The organism is Sphingomonas sp. (assembly GCF_040398505.1).
Classification (GTDB): domain Bacteria; phylum Pseudomonadota; class Alphaproteobacteria; order Sphingomonadales; family Sphingomonadaceae; genus Sphingomonas.
The window spans coordinates 1-20376 of the sequence record NZ_JBBATX010000045.1 but is presented as its reverse complement, the minus strand read 5'-3'; the positions used below and the strand labels follow the sequence as shown (position 1 = coordinate 20376).

The window sequence follows — 20376 nt, the reverse complement described above, 5'->3', positions numbered from 1 at the left end:
TTATACCGCCGGTGGCGTTGCGATCCCGCTGCCCAATGCGGCGGTCCGCGTCAGCGAAGTGCGGGGTGAAGGCTTTGCGCAAGCGATTTGGAGTCCGTCGCCCAAGCTGACGATCGACGGCACGATGCGCGTCGAACTCTCGCGAATCAGCCAGACAGGCGATGTCGCGCGGTCGCGAAACTTCGTTTTTCCCAAGCCAAAACTGCTGGTCACATGGCTGCCGAAGGAGGGGCATCAACTCCGGCTGCGGCTCGAGCAGGAGGTCGCACAGCTCAGTTTCGGTGATTTCGCGGCGTCTAGCGATCTCGCGCTCGGGACCATCTCAGGAGGCAATGCCGATTTGCGCCCCTCGCATTCGATCGCGGCAGAGGCGGTGTATGAGCGGCGCTTCTGGAAAAAGGGGGTGTTCGAACTGACCGCGCGCCACACCGAGCTGTTCGATGTGATCGATTCGATCCCACTCGTCGGGGGGCTCAATGCGACCGGCAATATCGGGCATGCCCGCTCGGACGTCGTCCGCGCCGCCTTGACGTTGCCGTTCGACAAGCTCGGTCTCAAAGACGGGCTGCTCAAGCTCAATTTCGCCTACCGGCAGTCGAGCGTGATCGATCCGTTGACCGGCGTGTCGCGGCGGCTGTCCTATCAGCAGGTGTTCGACTGCAATGTCGGCTTTACGCAAGATGTGAAGGGCGGGCGCTTCCAGTTCGGGTTCGAACATGGCTGCGACGTCGCGCGCATCACCAGCTATCGCATCGATGAGGTACGCACCGGGCGCGCGCCGCCCTTCGCCTATGTCTATGCCCAATGGAAACCCAAGCCGGACCTGACGCTGCGGCTCGATCTTGGCAATCTCGTCAATGGCAGCAGCGTGACACTGCGCGATGTTTATGACGGCCCGCGCACCGTGGCACCGCTCCTCTCTCGCGAGGAGCGCGCGACGCGGCGCGGGCGCTATGCGTATCTACAGGTGCGCAAAGTGTTGTGACACCGCCCGAATGCGGTGGAAATTCCCCACCCCGTTCGCCCTGCGCCTGTCGAAGGGCAGCGTGCCAGAGGCACGCGGCAAGCTTGTGACACTGGCGCTTCGACACGCTCAGGGCGAACGGGGGGGCGGCAGGCGTCAGCTCAGACGGCGCTCGCCTTGACGATCTTGCCCGGCGTACGCGGCGGCTCGCCCTTGGGCAGCGCGTCGACATGCTCCATGCCCGACGTCACTTCGCCCCACACAGTGTATTGATTGTCGAGGAAGCGTGCGTCGTCGAGGCAGATGAAGAATTGGCTGTTGGCCGAATTCGGGCTCTGCGAACGCGCCATCGATGCGACTCCGCGGACGTGCGGCTCCTTCGAGAATTCCTGCTCAAGATTGGGCTTGTCCGATCCGTGCATCCCGGTGCCGGTCGGATCACCGCCCTGCGCCATGAAGCCCGCGATCACGCGGTGGAACACGACGCCGTCGTAAAAGCCGTCATTGGCGAGCTCGGCGATCCGCGCGACATGGTTGGGGGCAAGATCGCCGCGCAGCTTGATGACGACATCGCCGCCGCTGTCGAGCGAAAGGGTAAGCGTTTCGGGTAGATCGGCCATCGGGACACTCCTGATCATGGGTATGCGTCCCCCTAGCGAGGCGATGCTGGGCTGGCAAATCCACACTGGGCATCCGGCATTGGCTTTGTGACAGCGCGGCGCTACACCGCGCCACGCGCTTGGCTTTGGAGGTCCGAAATGAGCGAGACCGACCTTCCCGAACCCGAGATCGACACCACCCAGCTCGACGCGGATGACCGGCTGAAGCCCGAATTCGTCCGCGCCGTCCTCGATGCGGTCGATATCGGCGATGCCGAGGCAGCGCGCGCGCTGGTCGAGCCGCTGCACCCGGCCGATATCGCCGATCTGTTCGAATTGACCCCGCGCGATTCGCGCGCGGCGCTCGCCACGGCCATCACCAATTTGCTCGACGGTGACGTGTTCGCCGAGATGAACGATTATGTCCGCGAGGATTTGATCGACGCGTTGTCGGCAACGCAAGTCGCCGATATCGCCTCCGAGCTCGACACTGACGACGCCGTCGCGATCATCGAGGATATGGAGCCCGCCGATCAGCGCGAAGTGCTCCGCGCGCTCGATCCTGACGATCGCGCTGCGATCGAGGAAGCGCTCTCTTATCCCGAGGAATCAGCCGGCCGCCTGATGCAGCGCGAGCTGATCGCGGTGCCCGAACATTGGTCGGTCGGCGACGTGCTCGATTACTTACGCGGCCATGACGAGCTGACCACCGATTTCTGGGAAATTTTCGTGGTCGATCCGGCGCACAAGCCGGTCGGCACGGTCGCCTTGTCGTGGGTGTTGCGCACCCCGCGCAGCATCGCCATCGCCGATGTGATGAAGCGCGAACAGACGCTGATCCCGGTCGATATGGATCAGGAAGAGGTCGCGCTGCGCTTCCAGAAATATGCGCTGATTTCCGCGGCGGTGGTCGATCCGGGCGGGCGGCTGGTCGGGATGATCACGGTCGACGATGTCGTCCACATCATTTCCGAAGAAGCCGGTGAGGACATTCTGCGCCTGTCGGGCGCGGGCGATGGCGACATTAACGAGCCGATCGCGTTGACGGTGCGCACGCGCGTGTTGTGGCTGGTGATCAACCTCGGCACCGCGATGCTTGCCGCCGCCGTCGTCGGCCTGTTCGAGACTGAAATCGCCAAGTTCGCGCTGCTCGCCGCGCTGATGGGGATCGTCTCGGGCATGGGCGGCAATGCCGGTACCCAGACGCTGGCGGTGGTCGTCCGCGCGATCGCCACCAATCAGCTGACCAGTTCCAATACGGTGTGGATGATCGTGCGCGAATTCCGCATCGCGCTGGCGAACGGCCTGGTGCTGGGCGTGTTGATCGGGCTTGGGACGATCCTCTTCTATCATAATGTGCCGCTCGGCATCGTGTTCGGGCTGGCGATCCTGATCAACAATCTGGTCGCAGGGCTGTCGGGGGTGCTGATTCCGGTGACGCTCGACCGGCTGGATGTCGATCCGGCGGTATCGTCGGCGGTTTTCGTCACGATGATGACCGATTGCCTTGGTTTCTTCACGTTTCTCGGCCTGGCGGCGCTGGCGGGGCTTGGTTCCTGACGCGCGTCACCGCATATCCTTGCAATGCCGCTTCACCTGACCAAGGTCGCCTTTGGCGCGACCAGCCTCGATCACCTCGCGACGCGCTTGCGCGAGCGTAGCGCCGACGGGCCGGTCTTCCTGACCACGCGCTATCTGCCCAAGCGCCACGCGGATATTGTTGGCGCGCAGGCGGACGCGGGCGGATCGCTGTTCTGGATCATCAAGCACACGCTCGTCGCGCGCTCGCCGATCCTGCAGTTCGGGGAGGCCGAGGGCGGGCGCGTCGCGATCCATCTCGACCCGGCGCTGGTGCTGACCGAAGGTCGCCCCAAGCGCGCGCATCAGGGCTGGCGCTATCTCGAGGCCGCCGACGCGCCGGCCGATCTCGGGGAGGGCGTGCTGGCGGGCGATGCGATGCCCGTCGGGCTGATCGGCAAGCTCGCCGCGCTTGGGCTTATTTGACCGGTGGCACTGCGATTGCGCCACAGTTGATCGGCCCGCCGGCCGCCGCCTTCACCTTGCACGCCGGCTTGCCGTAAATCGTGATCGCGCCGATTCCGGTGCTGATCGCATCGGCGGTGTAGCGCGCCTGCGCCGCGATCGCACCCGGACCTTCCAGCCGCACCGTCACGTCATCGCCGCGCAAAGCGCCCGCATCGATCCGGCCCGGCCCGCTGCCGATCAGCCGCACGCGCGCGCCGCGCCCGCCGAGCGTCATCGTACCCGGCCCGAGCAGCGTCGCGTTGAGCTGATCGGCATCCAGCGCACCGATCACCAGTCCGCCGCTGCCAGTGACTTGCAGATCGATCCGCTGTCCGCGTAACGGCCCGTCGACCTGCACCTGCCCGCCGCCGATGACGGTTGCGCTGCGCAGCGTCAGCGTGCCGAGATAGACGATCGGCGCGCTCGGTTTGCCGATCACGGGGACTTCGTCCCAGCCTTTGGGTCCGGTGCTGACGATCAGCGTGGTACCCTCGACGCGCACCGCGACCGCTTCGGAGGCGCGGATCGTGCCCGCGACCCGCGCGGAGGGTGGCCGCCGCGTCGCCACGCGCACGTCGAAGGGCCCGTCGACGCGCAGCCGATCGAAGCTGGTGACGACGATGCTGCGCTCCGCCGCTTGTGCCGGGGCACCAAAAATCAGGGCGAGCGGCACAAGGCGAAGGAGCAGGGCTTTCATGCCCCCCGCATCACCCCAATCATGGCTTCAGGCAAGCCTTACCCGCCGCATTTCACCTCGCCCGATCCCATCTTGGTGATCGAACATTTGGCGCCCTTACCAAGATCGACATCGCCCGATCCCATCACCGATACCGTCGCCGGGCCGGTAACATTGGCACGGACGCCGCCCGATCCCATCACCGCGACGGCGGCCGCATTGGCTTTGACGCTCGACGCATCGACATCGCCCGACCCGGCAATGTCGATCGTAAGCCGCTCGGCACTGCCTTTCAGCGTCATGTCCCCCGAACCCGCCAGCGACAGCTTGGCTTCGCGCACGCCGAGCATCGCGATGTTCAGGCTCCCCGAACCGGCGCCGTCGCCGACGAAGCGTTCTCCCTCGACGCGATCGATCACCATCTCGCCCGATCCGGCGATCGTCGCCGCAGCGACTCGCGGCATCGTCACGAACACCTTTACATCGTCGCTGTCGCCCCAGCTGAAGCCGCTGCGGTTCTTGCGTCCGATCCGCAGCGTATCGCCAACGCGCTCGATCTTGAGCTTGTCGAGCTCCTTGCTCGGCCCCTCGGCGCGGACCGAGAAGCCGGTGCCGACGCGGACATCGACATCATCCGAGCCCCGCAGCGATAGCGCGGTGAAATCGGCCACTGCGAAGGTCCGCGTCGTGCCGCTGCCCGATCCGGCGACGCCCGGTCGCGACGCGTCGCTATCGACCGAGCACGCTGCGAGCGGCACGATGAGAAGAAGCATGAGTGCGCGCATGGGAACCTCCTGTGTGTTGCTATTACAATACACCGAATCGGACGGTATGCAAGTCCGGGGGCGAACCCGCCAGCGGCCAGCCTGCCTCAGACCACGCCGCGGATCACGAACCCGAGGAACAGCAGCGAGGCGGCGATCATGACGGCGGTGGCCGCCCAGCCGAAAATCACCTGTTCGCGCGCGATCGTCAACCGCCCCATTGCGCGCGGATTGCGCACGATCAGCATCATCACCACCATCAGCGGACCGGCAAGGATGCCGTTGACGACCGCCGCCCAATACAGCGCACGCGCGGGATCGATGCCGACCGCGTTGAGCGATGATCCGGCAAGCGTCGTTGCCGCGATCGTCCCATAAAAGAGCCGCGCGGACAGCGGCTTTGCGTCGAGGCTGCCGGCCACCCCCGCCATTTCCGTGACGGCATAGGCGGCCGATCCGGCCAGCACCGGCACCGCGAGCAATCCCGTGCCGATCACCCCGGCTGCGAACATCACGAAGGCGAACTGCCCTGCGATCGGGCGCAGCGCCTCGGCCGCCTGCGAGGAGGTCGTGATGTCGCGCACGCCATTGGCATGCAGCGTCGCTGCCGTCGCGAACACGATCGCCAGCGAGATCAGCGTGCTGAACGCCATGCCCGTCAGGGTATCGATCCGGATCCGGCGCAACTCGGGTCCGGCGGCCTTCGCGGTCAGGCACAGCGGCTTGGCGTGGTGGCGATGCTGTTCCTCGATTTCTTGCCCGGCCTGCCAGAAGAACAGATACGGGCTGATCGTCGTGCCGAGGATCGCCACGAACGCGGTTGCGTACGCGATATTGAATTGCACTTCGGGGACGATGAGCGACCGTAGCGCGTGCGCCCACGGCACATGGGCCACCACCACCACCGCGACATACGTGAACAGCGACAGCGTCGTCCATTTCAGGATCGCGGCATAGCGCGGGTAACTCAAACCGACTTCCAGAACGATGCACAAGATGCCGAACAGCAGCGTGTAGAGCGCGCCATTGCCACCGATCAGCAGTTTCAGCGCCGCGCCCATCGCGCTCAGATCGGCACCGAGATTGACGATGTTGGCGATCAGCAACAGCGTAACCATCACCCACAGGATCGGGCGCGGATAATGCCGCCGCAGGTTGCGCGCGATGCCGGCCCCCGTGACGCGGCCAATCTCTGCGGCAATTTGCTGGATCGCCACCATCAAGGGGAAGCTGAGGACGAAGGTCCAGGCCAGACCATAGCCGAACTCGGCACCGACCTGGCTATGCGTGCCGATTCCGCTCGGGTCGTCATCCGCTGCGCCGGTAATCAGGCCTGGCCCAAGTGTCTTCAGGAACGCCCGAAATCCGCGAACGGAGTCGGTATCGGCGTCAAAAGCGTCGGGCACGATGCTATCGTGGCACGCTCCGCGTCGCGTGGCAACGCGCGGGTCATGATCGAACCGACCGATCGCATCCCGCAGAACCGAAAAGGGGCGACTGTCGCCAGCCGCCCCCGTTTTCGCTCAGATGACCCAGAAACCGGATCAGGCTGCGGCCTTGTCCTTATTGTGGATCGCCGCTGCCTTGCGCAGGATGTCGAGGATCTTTTCCTGGGCGGTCGGCTCGTCGACTTGTTCCATCGCGGCGAGTTCGCGCGCGAGGCGGCTGGTCGCGCCTTCGAAGATCTGCCGTTCGGAATAGCTCTGCTCGGGCTGGTCCTCGGCGCGGAACAGGTCGCGGACCACTTCGGCGATCGACACGAGGTCGCCCGAATTGATCTTCGCTTCATATTCCTGCGCGCGACGCGACCACATCGTGCGTTTCACGCGCGGCTTGCCGGTCAACGTGTCGAGCGCCTCGCGCAGCGTCTTGTCGCTGCTGAGCTTGCGCATACCGACGCTTTCGGCCTTGTTGGTCGGAACGCGCAACGTCATGCGTTCTTTCTCGAAGCGCAGAACGTACAGTTCGAGCTGCATCCCGGCGATTTCCTGCCGTTGCAGTTCGATCACACGGCCAACGCCGTGCTTGGGGTAAACGACATAATCGCCGACGTCGAAGGACAGCGCCTTGGCAGCCATTCCGTAAGACCTTTCTGTGGACCGGGTATACCGGGGCAACGCACCTGCGGCAGCAAGGCTGCATCGGCGCGCGCGGGGTGTGGGTTGTTTACGTCTCCGTGCCGGAAAACGCGCATGGGATACGCTTCCGTCGGAGGCTGTTTAACACAGCCGTAATAAAATTACCAGCGTCGCGTGGCACAATGCACCGCGGTAACGCGCAAATGCGTCGGGTTTGTTTCGGTTTGGTGGCTCGAAACGGGAATTTTTCTGTGCGAGCCGTCGGCAACGCCGTCGGCCGGGTTCGGCTCGAGCCGACCCGCCGTCCGCGACCGACGCTGCGGCGTTGCCGCATCGGCGCGGGCGTGGCCGCGTCTGCGTCGGTCAGTCGCCCTTGCCGGGTTCCGGCGAGAAGAATTTGTCGAACTTGCCCTCCAGGCCCTTGAACGCATCGGCATCCGCTGGGGTCTGTCCATTATTGCGCGTCACGTTGGGCCACTCGGCGGAATAAGCGGTGTTGACCTCGAGCCACTGTTCGAGCCCGCTTTCGGTATCGGGCAAGATCGCTTCGGCCGGGCATTCGGGTTCGCACACGCCGCAATCGATGCACTCGCTGGGATTGATCACCAGCATGTTCTCGCCTTCATAGAAGCAATCGACCGGGCACACTTCGACGCAATCCATGTACTTGCACTTGATACAGGCGTCGGTGACGACGTAGGTCATTGAAACACTCCCGGAGCAACGAACAGCGATGCTGCTATGCGCGAGCGCTGGCGGCGTCAACGCCCGCGCGGGTCGCGCGCGCATTTTCGATCAGCTCGTCATAACAGCGCCGCGCCTCTTCGCTCGGGCCACGACGGACCGGCAGCGTGACGATCCGCAGCGCGCGGACGCGCCCGCCGGGCGTCGCAAAGGCGATGATGCAGCCGATCCGCACCGGCGTCGCCGCTTTGTCCACCGCGCGTCCGTCAATCCGCACATGCCCGCTCTCCGCCATCTCCTGCGCTTGCCCGCGCGTCTTGACGATTCGCGCAAAGCACAGGAACCGGTCGAGCCGGATCGCATTGCCCGCGCTAGATCCCAAGGGGTGCCGTCAGCGCCGCCAGCGCGGCGAAAGCATTGTCCTTGGGCGGGGGCGTCACCGGTACGGGCGGGCGCCCCCGCCACGTCCAGCGCGGCGCATCGTCGGGGCTGGCGGCGGGACGGAAGCCGAACCCCGCCATCAACCGCTCGAGTGTCGGTCGCGTCAGCCCCATCGACAGCGCCAGCGCCGGATCGAGCATGAACGGCTTGCGGCCGTCCCCCCGCCCGCTTGACGTGCCGCGCGCGTCGTGTGCGGCGCGCGCGATGCGCTCGATCAGGTCGACCCGCACCGTTTGGTCGCCGACCGGGCGATAGCCGTGATCGAGCGTCGCGCCGGCTGCGCCACGCCCCAGCACCGTCGCGCCCGGCTGCGCGCCAGCCGTGACCGCGCCACCCTGCCGCGCCGCCAGCAAGGCGCGCCGCCACCGCGCAGGACCGGGCTTCAGCACGCGCGAATCGAACAGGTCGAGCGCACCGATCGTCACCCCCGCCGCGCGAAACGCTTTCCGCGCCACCGCATCGAGCCCATCGACCGCCACCGCGATCTCAGCGCGTGAAACAAGGCCGCCTTGCGCGACCAAAGCGGCCGCGACCGCGCGCGACGCGGGCGTGGCGGCAGGATCGCGCTGCACCGCATCGAGCACCACCAGCCCCGGCAGCGCACGCTTGAGCTGCCCCGCCAGCCAGTCACGCAGCCGCGTTTCGATCCGCGCGCGCAGCTCGACGCTCAGGCAATCGAGCGCACGGTCGAGCAGCACGCGTGGCCGCAGCACAGTCGGCCCCGGCCCCAGCGTCGCAACTGCCAGATCGAGCCAGCGCAGCGTCGGCACCGTGCCGGGCTCGGCGGCAAGCGCCAGATCGTCGTCCCCCGCTTCGGCGAGCGCGTTCCCGCGCCGCGCGCGTTCGTCGCCCAGCCGCCGCTCGGCCGCCGCCAGCAGCAAGCGCTTGTCCGCCGCGCGCGCATCGCCTGCGACGATAAAGCGAAATCCGTCGAGCCGCCCGATCGCATGATCCTCGACCAGCACTTCGCCCTCCGGCCCGATCACGACCGGCAGCGCGCGCGGATCGGCCCCGATCTGGCGCATCAGCAGCGTCGTGCGCTTGTCGACGAAGCGCTGCGTCAGGCTCGCATGCAGCGCATCGGACAATCGTTCCTCGATCGCACCCGCGCGCGCCGCCCAATGCGCCGGATCGGCGAGCCAGTCGGCGCGGTTGGCGATGTACGACCAGCTCCGCGCCGCCGCTATCCGCCCCGCCAGCGTCGCGACATCCCCTGCGACATTGTCGAGCCGCGCGATTTCGGCGGCGAACCAGTCGCGCGGGACATGGCCCATCCCTTCGCTCAGATAGCGAAACAGTCGCTCGATGAAGCGTGTATGCGGATCGACCCCGACTTTGCGGAAATCGGGCAGACCGCACGCTGCCCACAGCCGCGCGACCATCGCCGGGGAGCGCGCGCGATCGCGCACCCAATCCTCGGTTGCCATGCGCTTCAGCACCGCCAGATCGACCGCTTGCGGCGCCGCCCACAGCACGCGGTGCGACGGACGGGCTTCCAGACTGTCGATCAACGCCGCGACGCTGCTATAATCGGGCTCGCCCTGCCGCCAGTACAGCTGTTCGAGTGGCGGGAAGCGGTGTTCCTCGATGCTGAGCACTTCCTCGGGCGTGAACGCACCCGGCCCTTCCTCGACCAAAGCGCCGAACGTGCCGTCACGCTGGTGCCGTCCGGCGCGCCCCGCAATCTGCGCCATTTCGGCGACGGTCAGGCGGCGCTGGCGGCGGCCGTCGAACTTGTTGAGGCTGGCAAAGGCGACGTGCGCCACATCCATGTTGAGCCCCATGCCGATCGCATCGGTCGCGACCAGATAATCGACTTCGCCCGCCTGGAACATCGCGACTTGCGCGTTGCGCGTGCGCGGTGAGAGCGCGCCCATCACCACCGCCGCACCGCCGCGCAGCCGCCGCAGCATCTCGGCCACGGCATAGACTTCTTCGGCGCTGAACGCGACGATCGCCGAGCGTTTGGGCAAGCGGCTGATCTTCTTGGCCCCTGCATAGGTCAGCGTCGAAAAACGTGGTCGGTTGATGATCTCGATCTTCGGCACCAGCGCCTTGAGCATCGGGCGCAGCGCCTCCGACCCCAGCAGCATCGTTTCGTCGCGCCCGCGAGCGCGCAGAATCCGGTCGGTGAAGACATGCCCGCGCTCGGGGTCCGCGCCCAATTGCGCCTCGTCGACCGCGACGAACGCCAGATCCTTCTCGAGCGGCATCGATTCCACCGTGCACAGGAACCAGCGCGCATCCTTGGGAACGATCTTTTCCTCGCCGGTGATCAGCGCAACGCGGTTCGCGCCTTTCAGCTTTACCACCCGATCATAAACCTCTCGCGCGAGAAGCCGCAGCGGGAAGCCGATCATTCCGCTCGAATGGCCGCACATCCGCTCGACCGCCAAATGCGTCTTGCCGGTGTTGGTCGGCCCGAGGACTGCGGTGACCTGATGCTCATCGTGGCGGTTCATGACGCAACAAACATCGCGTGCCTGGGCCACTCGCGCAACCGCTAAGGGTAAATACGCTCTGCCGCTCCGCATTAACCCTGTAAAAACACAAGGCTTACCGTCGGTTCCAACACCTCGCCGCAGCATCGCAACGCTCTGCCGTGAGTGTGTCTTCATGGGACAGCGGTTAATTTGACTTTAGGCTTTGATGGCCACAGTCGAGTGGCTCCACGCTGCGGGGCGTGACGGCAGCGGTTTCGAAATATTTCGGGGGCACAAACGCCTTGTTCTTGCGTGACGATCATGGGTTCGAGCAAGCCGGTGGCACCGCCGCCGTGTCGTTCGGTCGCGCCTTCGTGCCGGTCGTCGAACTCGGTGCGCTCGACAGACTGCGCGCGGCGGCGCTGCGGATCGACTGGGTGCCCGATCTCGGATCGCGCATCGGCTCGCTCGAGTGGTGGCGCGGGGCAGCGACCTGTGCCGCCTTGTGCGCCACGGCCATCGCCCTGGCACCCCCGATCGCCAATCCTATTCTCGGGTCCGTGCCGGCCGCGCTCAGCGGCAGCGACCGCGACGAAGCGCGCGCCCTGGCGATCGCGCCGCTCGCCTGGGGCGCCGATACCGGTCGCCACATGGCCGCGAACGATCTCGTCGTCCCGCTCACCGAAGCACCCGAACGCCCGATCGAGGAGCGCACCGCGACGATCGGGCATGGCGACAGTCTCGGTGCCGTCCTGCAACGCGCCGGGCTCTCCGAACGCGATGCGCAGGATGCGGTCGCGCTGATCGCGGGCGCGGTTCCGCTGGGGGATCTGACGCCCGGCAAGCAAATTCCGATGACGCTCGGCCGTCGCCCGAACAAAACCGTTGCGCGCCCCCTCGAAGCGCTCGCGCTGCGTGCGCGCTTCGATCTCGAACTGTCGCTCAAGCGTGTCGGCGACGGCCTCGTGCTCAGCCGCCAAGTCATCGCGATCGACAATACGCCGCTGCGCATTCAGGGCGTGGTCGGCAGCAGCCTGTACCGCTCGGCGCGTGCGGCGGGTATCCCGGCCAAGGTCGTCGAAACCTATATCCGCGCGATCAACAGCAAATTCGCGATCGGACAGATCGGCGCGGGCGACCGCTACGATTTCGTGATCGACCGCAAACGCGCTGCAACGGGCGAGACGCAGATCGGCAATCTGCTGTTTGCCGGGCTCGATCACGGCCAGAAGAAAACGCAATTGGTGCAATGGAATGACGGCACCTGGTATGAAGCGACCGGCCAGGCCGAGCGCCAGGGCACCTTCACCATGCCCGTGTCGATGGCACGCGTAACCTCGTCCTTCGGGATGCGCTTCCACCCGCTGCTCGGCTTCACGAGGATGCATAAGGGGATCGATATCGGCACGCCATGGGGCACGCCGATCCACGCGCCGGCCGATGGCACGATCGTCTATGCCGGGCGCAGTGGCGGTTATGGCAATTACATCAAAATGGCGCATGGCGGCAATATCGTCACCTGCTACGGCCATCTCAGCCGTTTCGCGGCGCGCTCGGGCCAGCGCGTCGCGCGTGGGCAGGTCATTGGCTATTCGGGCAATAGCGGGCTGTCGACCGGCCCGCATCTGCATTGGGAAGTGTTGCGCGGCGGCATTGCGGTCAACCCGCGCGGCTTCTCCTTCTCAAGCATCGCCACGCTTTCGGGCGAACAATTGCGCGCGTTCAAGGCGAAGGTGGCGGGGCTGCTCGCGGTGAAGCCGGGGGCGTAAGCATGCACTTTCGTTGCCGTTAGCGCTTCAATCCCAAGATGAAGGTTGGTTCGCGCGGAGACGCGGAGACGCGGAGAAGAAGGGCGACAGCCCTCCCTATTCTCCCGCTCGAACTCGTATCGCTGTTGGTAAAGTCTGCTGACCGCTGAGCTGGGTAGTCTCCGCGTCTCCGCGCCTCCGCGCGAACCAGCCTTCTTCCTTCTTCTCGCAGCCGGAAACCTACCGCCCCTGCGAGCGCCACCGTTTCAGCGTGCGCGCGATGATCTCGCTCTCGCCACCCGTCTCGCGCCACAGTTGCGAGAAGATCGGATCGTCCGATGCGGGGCGCTTGTCATCGTCCAGCGCATCGAACGAGACGCGGATCGGGATCGCGACACCCTCGCCGCAAATGATGCACTCGCGGTTGCGCAAGGCCGGGATCGCGTCGAGGAAGCCACGTGCGCCCTCGGGCATCGCCGCGCGGACGAACGCCTGGTCGCGATCGTTGTTGAGGCGCATCGCGATGATCGTGCCGCACTGCGACAGCACGCCTTCCGCCAGATCCGACGGGCGCTGCGTGATCAGGCCGAGCGAGACGCCATATTTGCGGCCTTCCTTGGCGATCCGGCTGAGGATTCGCCTGACGCTCGATGCGCCGCCGCCGGCACTGTCGCTGCCAGCCGGAATGTAGCGATGCGCTTCCTCGCACACGAGCAGGATCGGGCGCTGCGGCTCGCCGCGCGACCAGATCGCGAAGTCGAACACCATCCGGCTGAGCACCGCGACCACCACCGAGGTGATTTCGCTCGGCACGCCCGATACGTCGATGATCGAGATCGGCTTGCCCTCGCCGGGCAGGCGGAAAATCCGCTCAAGGAACCCCGCCATCGTATCGGCGACGAGCATCCCGGAAAACATGAAGCCATAGCGCGGATCGGCCTTGATCTCGTCGATCTTAGTCTTCAGCCGCAGATACGGCGCGGTGTCGCCCGCGCGGTCCATCTTGCCCATTTCGAGCTGAATCAAATTGGTCAGGTCGCTCAGCAGATAGGGGATCGGCGCGTCGACCGTCAGTTTGGAAATCTCTTGCCCCAACCGGCTTTTCCCGCGCGCGAGCAAGAGGCATTTGGCGAGGATGTCGGCATCGATCTGCTTTTCGGAGCCCGCGGAGGTGACGAACACCTCGCAATGCTCTTCAAAATTCATCAGCCAATACGGCATTTGCAGATTGCCGACGTCGTAGATCGCGCCATTGCCCTTGAAGGCGGCGGCATATTCGCCGTGCGGATCGATCATCACGACATGCCCTTGCGGGCTGAGCTCGCAAATGCGGTGCAGGATCAAGGCGGCGGCGGTCGATTTGCCGGTCCCGGTCGAGCCGAGCAGCGCGAAATGCTTGCCGAGCATCGCATCGACATAGAGCGCGGCACGAATGTCCTTGGTCGGATAGACCGTGCCGATTTCGATATTGGCGCGGTCATCGGCGGCGTAAATCTGTTTCAGATCGGCGGTCGAGACGGGATAGACCGCGCAGCCAGGGGTGGGATAGCGCGTCACACCGCGGCGGAATTTGTAGAGCTTGCCGGTCAATTTCTCCTCGTCGCCCTCGCCGAGAAAATCGACGTGCGCGGCGATTCGGTCGTCATGTCCGTCGACCATTTTCAGCGACCGGATATTGGCGATCAGCCAGCTCCCGCCGACGCGCATCTTGATCTGGCTGCCGACCGAACCGGCGCTGGCGATCACCGGGTCGACATGCGCCAGCGTCGTATCGAGCGCGTGCGGGTCGAGCATCACCATGCTCCTCGATCCGCCGATTTCGAACACCATGCCGATACAGGTGACCGCCGCCAGTGGGGCGGCGTGCGCGAAAACCTGGGCACCCTGCATTTCGGTCATTCGTGGCATTCCCCGCGCGTGTCAGCGGAATGCTATGGCGGATCACCCGTAAAGATTGGGTGTCAGAATCTCCGCGCGATTTGCCCCGCGGCCCAACCGAACAGCACCGACAGCGCCACTGCAACCAGCCCGTACAGGATCGCATGGCGGTCGGCCGAGCGCGCGACGAAGCGTTCGAAGCCCGATTTGCGAATGTCGATATCGCGCGTCGCCGCCGCGAGCACGCGCCCGTCGCGGATCAGGAAAGTTTCCGCGGTAAAGCGCCCGACCGGTACGCGCGCCGGAATCTGCACGCGCGCACGGTAGAGCACGCCATCGGTGATCTCGACCGCGCCCGGCGCCTCGACATAGAGCCCCGAGCGCGCCCTGAGCTCGACCAGCCCGCGCGCGAAGCGGTCCTGCTCGGTCAGCGGCGCATTCGACGCTGGGGACAGTTGCAGGCTCGACACGCCAAGCTCGTAAATCGCCCGGGTGCGGGCATCGAGCATCTGTTCGATCGGCTTGGACGATGCGATCGCGTAGAAACTGGGGGCGGAGCGATAGCGCAAGCGACTGGCATTGACCCAGATCAGCCCGCCCAATTTGTCCTTCTCGCGCACCAGAATCGATTGCGTCGGCCCTTTGACCACCACCACGATATCGGTCGGCTTGTCATCGTTCGGCAAACGTCCCTGTGGATACAGGATCGCGCCGAACAGCAACAGGTTGGCGCCGGTGAAGCTGTACTGAATCTCGATATCGCGCTGCGACACGTCGGGTACCAGCACCGGCTTTGACGCCGATTGCGCCATCAGCAAGGGCGCGAGCAGCAGCGCCAGCCAGCCTTTCCTCACGACAGCTCGACCGAATAGATCTCATCGGGTCGCCAGCCGAGGCCAAGCGCGATCCGCCCCGCAACCAGCAGCACAATCACCGCCAGCGCAAGGCGCAGATATTCGGGCTTCGCCTTGCTCGCCAGCCGTGCGCCGACTTGCGCGCCCGCAACCGATCCGAGCAGCAGCAGCGCCGCCAGCACGATATCGACCGCCTTGGTCGTCGTCGCATGCACCATCGTCGCCATTGCGGTCACGAACAGCGTCTGGAACAGCGAGGTGCCGACCACGACTTGCGTCGTCATGCCGAGCAGATAGAGCATCGCCGGCACCAGGATGAACCCGCCGCCGACGCCGAGCAGGATCGTCAAAATGCCGACCCCGAAGCCGAGAATCAGCGGCGCGAGCGGCGAGATGTACAGGCCCGATCGGTAAAAGCGCGTGCGCAACGGCAGCGAAGCGACGAGCGGGTGGTGGCGGCGCTTGCGCGGGCGGGGTGGCTCGCCGCTGCGTTGTCGCCGGATCTCGCCCCACGATTCGCTCGCCATCAGCGCGCCGATCGAGCCCAGCAGCAACACATAGATGACCGCGATGACGGTATCGATTTGCCCGCTTGCCTGCAGCAAGCGGAAAATCCACCCGCCGAACACCGATCCGACCAGCCCGCCCGCGACCAGCACGCCGCCCATCTTGAAATCGACGCCCTTGCGCCGGACATGCGCGAACACGCCCGAAACGCTGGCACCGGTCACCTGGCTCGCGGCAGAGGCGGCGGCAACGGTCGGCGGGATGCCGTAGACGATCAGCAGCGGCGTGGTGAGAAACCCGCCGCCCACCCCGAACATCCCCGACAGCAACCCGACGCCGCCCCCCAGCAACACGATGACGAGCGCGTTGACCGAAAGATTGGCGATGGGCAGGTAGATGTCCATTGCGGTCGAGCGTTACCGCGTTGCGTGGCGGATCGCAAAGCGTGTCTGCGTTTTTCACCGAAGGTTGCATTTGGCGCGACTCTCGCGTAGGCGACGCGCCTCTCACGCGTGTACAGAGGAACTGCCCGGCCGGTATGGGCTGCCGAGGCCGTTCATAATCGCCCGCGATAACGAAAGGACGAAAATGCCCAAACTCAAGACGAAGAGCGGCGTTAAGAAACGCTTCAAGCTCACCGCGACCGGCCTGCTCAAGCACGGCGTCGCAGGCAAGCGCCACCGGCTGATGAGCCATAACAGCAAGTACATCCGCCAGAACCGTGGCACGAAATTGCTGTCCAAGGCCGACACGGCCACCGTTAAGGCGTGGGCGCCTTACGGTCTCGGCTGAATCGGAGGACTGATTAAATGGCACGCGTAAAACGGGGTGTAACCACCCACGCAAAGCACAAGCGGATCCTCAATCTGGCGAAGGGCTATTATGGCCGTCGCAAGAACACGATCCGTATCGCCCGTCAGGCCGTCGAAAAGGCCGGGCAATATGCTTACCGCGATCGCAAGGTCCGCAAGCGCAACTTCCGCGCTTTGTGGATTCAGCGCATCAACGCCGCTGTCCGCGCCGAGGGTCTCACCTACGGCGTGTTCATGCACGGCCTGAAGCTCGCCGGCGTCCAGCTCGACCGCAAGGTCCTCGCCGATCTGGCGATGCATGAAGCTGGCGCGTTTAGCGGCATCATCGCGCAAGCGAAGGCGGCTCTGCCCCAGGCCGCCTGAGGCGACCTGCTGCGAGAATCGAAATGGGGCGTCGGTGGCAACACCGGCGCCCTTTTTCTTGGCCGCAAACCCAAAATTCCGTTCGGGCTGAGCTTGTCGAAGCCCTGTTCTTCCTTCTAACCGCATCATCGAAGCAGTACGGCGCTTCGACAAGCTCAGCGCGAACGGTGATTGAATGTCTGATCTGGACCAGTTGCAACGTGATTTGATGGCGGCGATCGACGCCGCCGCCAGCGTCGACGGACTCGAATCCATCCGCGTGTCTGCGCTCGGCAAGGCCGGCAGCGTCACCGCGCTGCTCAAGACACTGGGCAGCATGTCGCCCGATCAGCGGCTGGTCGAGGGACCCCGCATCCAGGGCCTGCGCGAGGCGGTCACCAGCGCGATCGCCACGCGCAAGGCCGCGCTCGACCGCGCCGAGCTCGACGCGCGCCTCGCCAGCGAAACGCTCGACATGACGCTCCCCGCCGCTGCCGCCCCGCAGGGGTCGGTCCATCCGGTCAGCCAGGTGATGGACGAGCTTGCCGAAATCTTCGCCGATCTCGGCTTCGCGGTCGCGACCGGCCCCGAGATCGAGGATCAGTGGCACAATTTCACCGCGCTCAACATGCCCGAAAGCCACCCCGCGCGGGCGATGCACGACACCTTCTATCTTTCTCCCTCTCCCCTCCGGGGAGAGGGTCGGGGAGAGGGGCAGTCACATGCGCTATCGCCCGATACTGCCCCTCTCCCCGCGAGCGGGGAGAGGGAGATGTTCGTCCTGCGCACCCACACCTCCCCTGTCCAGATCCGCACGATGATGGGCCAGCAACCCCCGATCCGCATCATCGCGCCGGGCCGCGTCTATCGCTCCGATTGGGACGCCACGCACACGCCGATGTTCCACCAGATCGAAGGCCTCGTGATCGACAAGGGCATCACGCTCGGCCATCTCAAATGGACGCTCGAGACCTTCCTCAAGGCGTTCTTCGAGCGCGACGACATCGTGCTGCGGCTGCGCCCAAGCTATTTCCCCTTCACCGAACCCTCGGCCGAAGTCGATGTCGGCTGGACGATGGAAAAGGGCCGCCGCACGCTCGGCGGCTCGGAAGGCTGGATGGAATTGCTCGGCAGCGGCATGGTCCACCCCAGGGTGATCGAAGCGTGCGGGCTCGATCCCAACGAATGGCAGGGCTTCGCCTTCGGCGTCGGGGTCGATCGCCTCGCGATGCTCAAATACGGCATGGATGATCTGCGCCCCTTCTTCGAAGGCGATGCGCGCTGGCTCAAGCATTACGGCTTCTCCGCGCTCGACGTCCCCACATTGAGCCAGGGAGTCGGCGCATGAAGACCACGCTCGGCTGGCTCAAAGAGCATATCGACACCGACGCCACGCTCGACACCATCGTCGAGACGCTGACCCGCATCGGCCTGGAGGTCGAGGGCGTCGAGAATCCCGGCGCCAAGCTCGCCGCGTTCAAGGTCGCGCGCGTGCTCAGCGCCGCGCCGCACCCGCAGGCCGACAAGCTGCAAGTGCTGTCGGTCGATGCCGGCGACGGCCCGCTGCAAGTTGTCTGCGGCGCGCCCAATGCGCGCGCAGGCATGGTCGGCGTGTTCGGCCCGTCGGGCGCGGTCGTGCCCTCGAACGGCATGGTGCTGAAGGTCGCAGCGATTCGCGGCGTCGAATCGAACGGCATGATGTGCAGCGCGCGCGAACTCGAAGTGGGCGACGGGCATGACGGCATCATCGAACTGCCCGACGATGCCCCCGTCGGCATGGCCTATCCCGACTATGCCGCGCTGAACGATCCGGTGATCGACATCAACGTCCTGCCCAACCGGCCCGATTGCATGGGGGTGCGTGGCATCGCGCGCGATCTTGCCGCGGCGGGCCTCGGAACGCTCAAGCCGCTGGACGCGGTCTATCGCATGGCGACGCTCGACCCGGTCGACGGCCCGGACGCCGCGCCGCAGGTCCGCACCGACGATCCCGAGGGCTGTCCGGCGTTCTTCGCGCAAGCCGTTTCGGGCGTGACCAACGGTCCAGCCCCGGCATGGATGAGCAGCAAGCTCGCCGCGATCGGCCAGAAACCGATTTCCGTGCTGGTCGACATCACCAATTTCCTGTCGATCGATCTCGGTCGCCCGCTGCACGTCTATGACCGCGCCAAGCTGTCCGGCCCGCTCGTCGCGCGTCGCGCGGCGGTTGGCGAAAGTGTGCTCGCGCTCAACGGCAAGATCTATCCGCTCGATCCGTCGATGACGGTGATCGCCGACGATGCCGCAGTCCACGATATCGGCGGCATCATGGGCGGCGAGCATTCGAGCGTGTCGGAGTCGACCGCCGACGTGCTGATCGAATGCGCCTTCTTCGATCCCGATCACATTGCCCGCACCGGCCAGAAACTCGCGCTGACCAGCGACGCGCGCCAGCGGTTCGAGCGCGGCGTCGATCCGGCGTTCCTCGACACCGGCCTGGCGATCGCGACCTGGCTGGTGACCGAACATTGCGGCGGCACTACCAGCGCGATCACGCGGGCGGGCCCGCCGCCGGTCACGCCGCGCTTCGTCCGCTACGATCCGGCTCTGGCCGAAACGCTTGGCGGTCTCGTCGTGTCGCGCGAGCGCCAACGCGACATCCTCGAACGGATCGGCTTCGGCGTCGCCGACGATTGGACCGTGACGATCCCGACCTGGCGGCGTGATATCGACGGTCCCGCCGACCTGGTCGAGGAGGTGATCCGGATCGAAGGCATTGATCGCGTCCCCGCGACGCCGCTGCCGCGCACCCCCGGGGTGGCCAAGCCGACCGCGACGCCCGCGCAGGCGCTCGAAAGCCGCGTCCGCCGCGCCGCCGCCGCGCGGGGGCTGAACGAAGCGATCACCTGGAGCTTCCTGTCCGACGCGCAAGCGAGCGCGATCGGCGGCGGTGCGTGGACCCTCGCCAATCCGATCAGCGAGGAATTGAAGGTCATGCGCCCCTCGCTGCTCCCCGGCCTGTTCGCCGCGGCCGAGCGCAACATGAAGCGCGGCGCCCCCGGCGTGCGGCTGTTCGAACTCGGCCGCCGTTATCTGGCCGAGGGCGAGCGCACGACGCTCGGCGTGGTGCTGGCGGGCGAGAATCGCGCGCGCGGCTGGCAGGAGGGCAAGGCCAGCGCCTTCGACGCGTTCGATGCCAAGGCCGAGGCGCTGGCGCTGCTCGCCGCGGCCGGCGCACCGGTCGATAACCTTCAGGTCATGGGCGAGGCGGGCGACGCCTGGCACCCCGGCCAATCGGGCACGCTGCGGCTCGGGCCCAAGACGGTGCTCGCGGCGTTCGGCATGGTTCATCCGCTGACCTGCCGCGCGTTCGATCTCGATGGCCCCGTCGCCGCGGTCGAGCTTTACCTCGATGCGCTCCCGGCCAAGCGCACGAGCAGCTTCGCCCGCGCGCCCTATGCCCCGCCCGCGCTGCAGGCGGTCCGCCGCGATTTCGCCTTCCTCGTGCCCGATGCGCTCGCGGCGGATGCGCTGGTCCGCGCGGTCAAGGGCGCCGACAAGGCCAGCATCGTCGCCGCGCGGCTGTTCGATGTCTTCGTCGG

Annotated in this window: 19 protein-coding genes; 8 read left to right on the top strand and 11 right to left on the bottom strand. The window is 65.9% G+C overall.

Annotated elements, in window-relative coordinates:
* Window positions 1–985: TonB-dependent receptor (locus tag ABWP09_RS07705; protein ID WP_353204564.1), on the top strand; the 985-nt coding region annotated here is incomplete at its 5' end.
* 140 nt (window positions 986–1125) lie between these two features.
* Here the strand turns inward: ABWP09_RS07705 and ABWP09_RS07700 are convergent.
* Window positions 1126–1584, bottom strand: a complete 459-nt coding sequence (locus tag ABWP09_RS07700; RefSeq protein ID WP_353204563.1) for a peptidylprolyl isomerase — start codon at window positions 1582–1584, stop codon at window positions 1126–1128.
* 138 nt (window positions 1585–1722) lie between these two features.
* Here ABWP09_RS07700 and mgtE point away from each other — a divergent pair, with 138 nt between their 5' ends.
* Together mgtE and ABWP09_RS07690 are read left to right on the top strand one after the other, a co-directional pair.
* Window positions 1723–3123 carry a magnesium transporter gene (gene mgtE, locus ABWP09_RS07695; protein ID WP_353204562.1) on the top strand — a complete coding sequence of 467 codons (1401 nt, stop codon included), beginning with the start codon at window positions 1723–1725 and terminating at the stop codon, window positions 3121–3123.
* Window positions 3124–3147: 24 nt separating this feature from the next.
* Window positions 3148–3567, top strand: coding sequence for a DUF1489 family protein (locus ABWP09_RS07690; RefSeq protein WP_353204561.1), 420 nt, complete (start codon window positions 3148–3150; stop codon window positions 3565–3567).
* Here ABWP09_RS07690 and ABWP09_RS07685 read toward each other — a convergent pair.
* The 7 genes from ABWP09_RS07685 to ABWP09_RS07655 all read right to left on the bottom strand — a co-directional run bounded on the left by ABWP09_RS07685 (window position 3560) and on the right by ABWP09_RS07655 (window position 10693).
* On the bottom strand, window positions 3560–4285 hold the full coding sequence (locus ABWP09_RS07685) for a GIN domain-containing protein (protein ID WP_353204560.1): 726 nt from the start codon (window positions 4283–4285) through the stop codon (window positions 3560–3562). The two genes, ABWP09_RS07690 and ABWP09_RS07685, sit on opposite strands and share 8 nt — an antisense overlap.
* A gap of 38 nt (window positions 4286–4323) precedes the next feature.
* On the bottom strand, window positions 4324–5037 hold the full coding sequence (locus tag ABWP09_RS07680) for a head GIN domain-containing protein (protein ID WP_353204559.1): 714 nt from the start codon (window positions 5035–5037) through the stop codon (window positions 4324–4326).
* A gap of 98 nt (window positions 5038–5135) precedes the next feature.
* Window positions 5136–6434 carry an NRAMP family divalent metal transporter gene (locus ABWP09_RS07675; RefSeq protein ID WP_353204558.1) on the bottom strand — a complete coding sequence of 433 codons (1299 nt, stop codon included), beginning with the start codon at window positions 6432–6434 and terminating at the stop codon, window positions 5136–5138.
* Window positions 6435–6572: 138 nt separating this feature from the next.
* Window positions 6573–7106 carry a CarD family transcriptional regulator gene (locus ABWP09_RS07670; RefSeq protein WP_353204557.1) on the bottom strand — a complete coding sequence of 178 codons (534 nt, stop codon included), beginning with the start codon at window positions 7104–7106 and terminating at the stop codon, window positions 6573–6575.
* A 363-nt stretch (window positions 7107–7469) separates the two neighbouring features.
* On the bottom strand, window positions 7470–7811 hold the full coding sequence (gene fdxA, locus ABWP09_RS07665; protein ID WP_353204556.1) for a ferredoxin FdxA: 342 nt from the start codon (window positions 7809–7811) through the stop codon (window positions 7470–7472).
* A gap of 34 nt (window positions 7812–7845) precedes the next feature.
* Entirely contained in the window at window positions 7846–8172 is a 327-nt protein-coding gene (locus ABWP09_RS07660; protein ID WP_353204555.1) for an RNA-binding S4 domain-containing protein, read from the bottom strand.
* Window positions 8162–10693, bottom strand: a complete 2532-nt coding sequence (locus tag ABWP09_RS07655) for a helicase-related protein (protein ID WP_353204554.1) — start codon at window positions 10691–10693, stop codon at window positions 8162–8164. Before ABWP09_RS07655 ends, ABWP09_RS07660 begins: the two co-directional genes overlap by 11 nt.
* 263 nt (window positions 10694–10956) lie before the next feature.
* Between ABWP09_RS07655 and ABWP09_RS07650 the strand changes: the two genes are divergently transcribed.
* Window positions 10957–12423 (top strand): M23 family metallopeptidase, encoded by a 1467-nt coding sequence (locus ABWP09_RS07650; protein WP_502959777.1) that lies wholly within the window; start codon window positions 10957–10959, stop codon window positions 12421–12423.
* Between the two features lie 219 nt (window positions 12424–12642).
* On the opposite strand, the gene ABWP09_RS07645 is transcribed toward ABWP09_RS07650, so the two are convergent.
* From ABWP09_RS07645 to ABWP09_RS07635, 3 genes are all read right to left on the bottom strand, one after another.
* Entirely contained in the window at window positions 12643–14301 is a 1659-nt protein-coding gene (locus ABWP09_RS07645) for an ATP-binding protein (protein ID WP_353204552.1), read from the bottom strand.
* A gap of 62 nt (window positions 14302–14363) precedes the next feature.
* Window positions 14364–15092: a TIGR02186 family protein gene (locus ABWP09_RS07640; RefSeq protein ID WP_502959776.1), complete on the bottom strand. Its 729-nt coding sequence runs from the start codon at window positions 15090–15092 to the stop codon at window positions 14364–14366.
* A 38-nt stretch (window positions 15093–15130) separates the two neighbouring features.
* Window positions 15131–16045, bottom strand: a complete 915-nt coding sequence (locus ABWP09_RS07635) for a sulfite exporter TauE/SafE family protein (protein ID WP_353204550.1) — start codon at window positions 16043–16045, stop codon at window positions 15131–15133.
* A gap of 184 nt (window positions 16046–16229) precedes the next feature.
* Between ABWP09_RS07635 and rpmI the strand changes: the two genes are divergently transcribed.
* The 4 genes from rpmI to pheT form a co-directional block, all read left to right on the top strand.
* On the top strand, window positions 16230–16433 hold the full coding sequence (gene rpmI, locus ABWP09_RS07630) for a 50S ribosomal protein L35 (RefSeq protein ID WP_010184218.1): 204 nt from the start codon (window positions 16230–16232) through the stop codon (window positions 16431–16433).
* Window positions 16434–16450: 17 nt separating this feature from the next.
* Window positions 16451–16816 (top strand): 50S ribosomal protein L20, encoded by a 366-nt coding sequence (rplT, locus tag ABWP09_RS07625; protein ID WP_176497693.1) that lies wholly within the window; start codon window positions 16451–16453, stop codon window positions 16814–16816.
* Between the two features lie 175 nt (window positions 16817–16991).
* Entirely contained in the window at window positions 16992–18143 is a 1152-nt protein-coding gene (gene pheS / locus ABWP09_RS07620; RefSeq protein WP_353204549.1) for a phenylalanine--tRNA ligase subunit alpha, read from the top strand.
* Window positions 18140–20376: phenylalanine--tRNA ligase subunit beta (gene pheT / locus ABWP09_RS07615; protein WP_353204548.1), on the top strand; the 2237-nt coding region annotated here is incomplete at its 3' end. The genes pheS and pheT, both read left to right, overlap by 4 nt.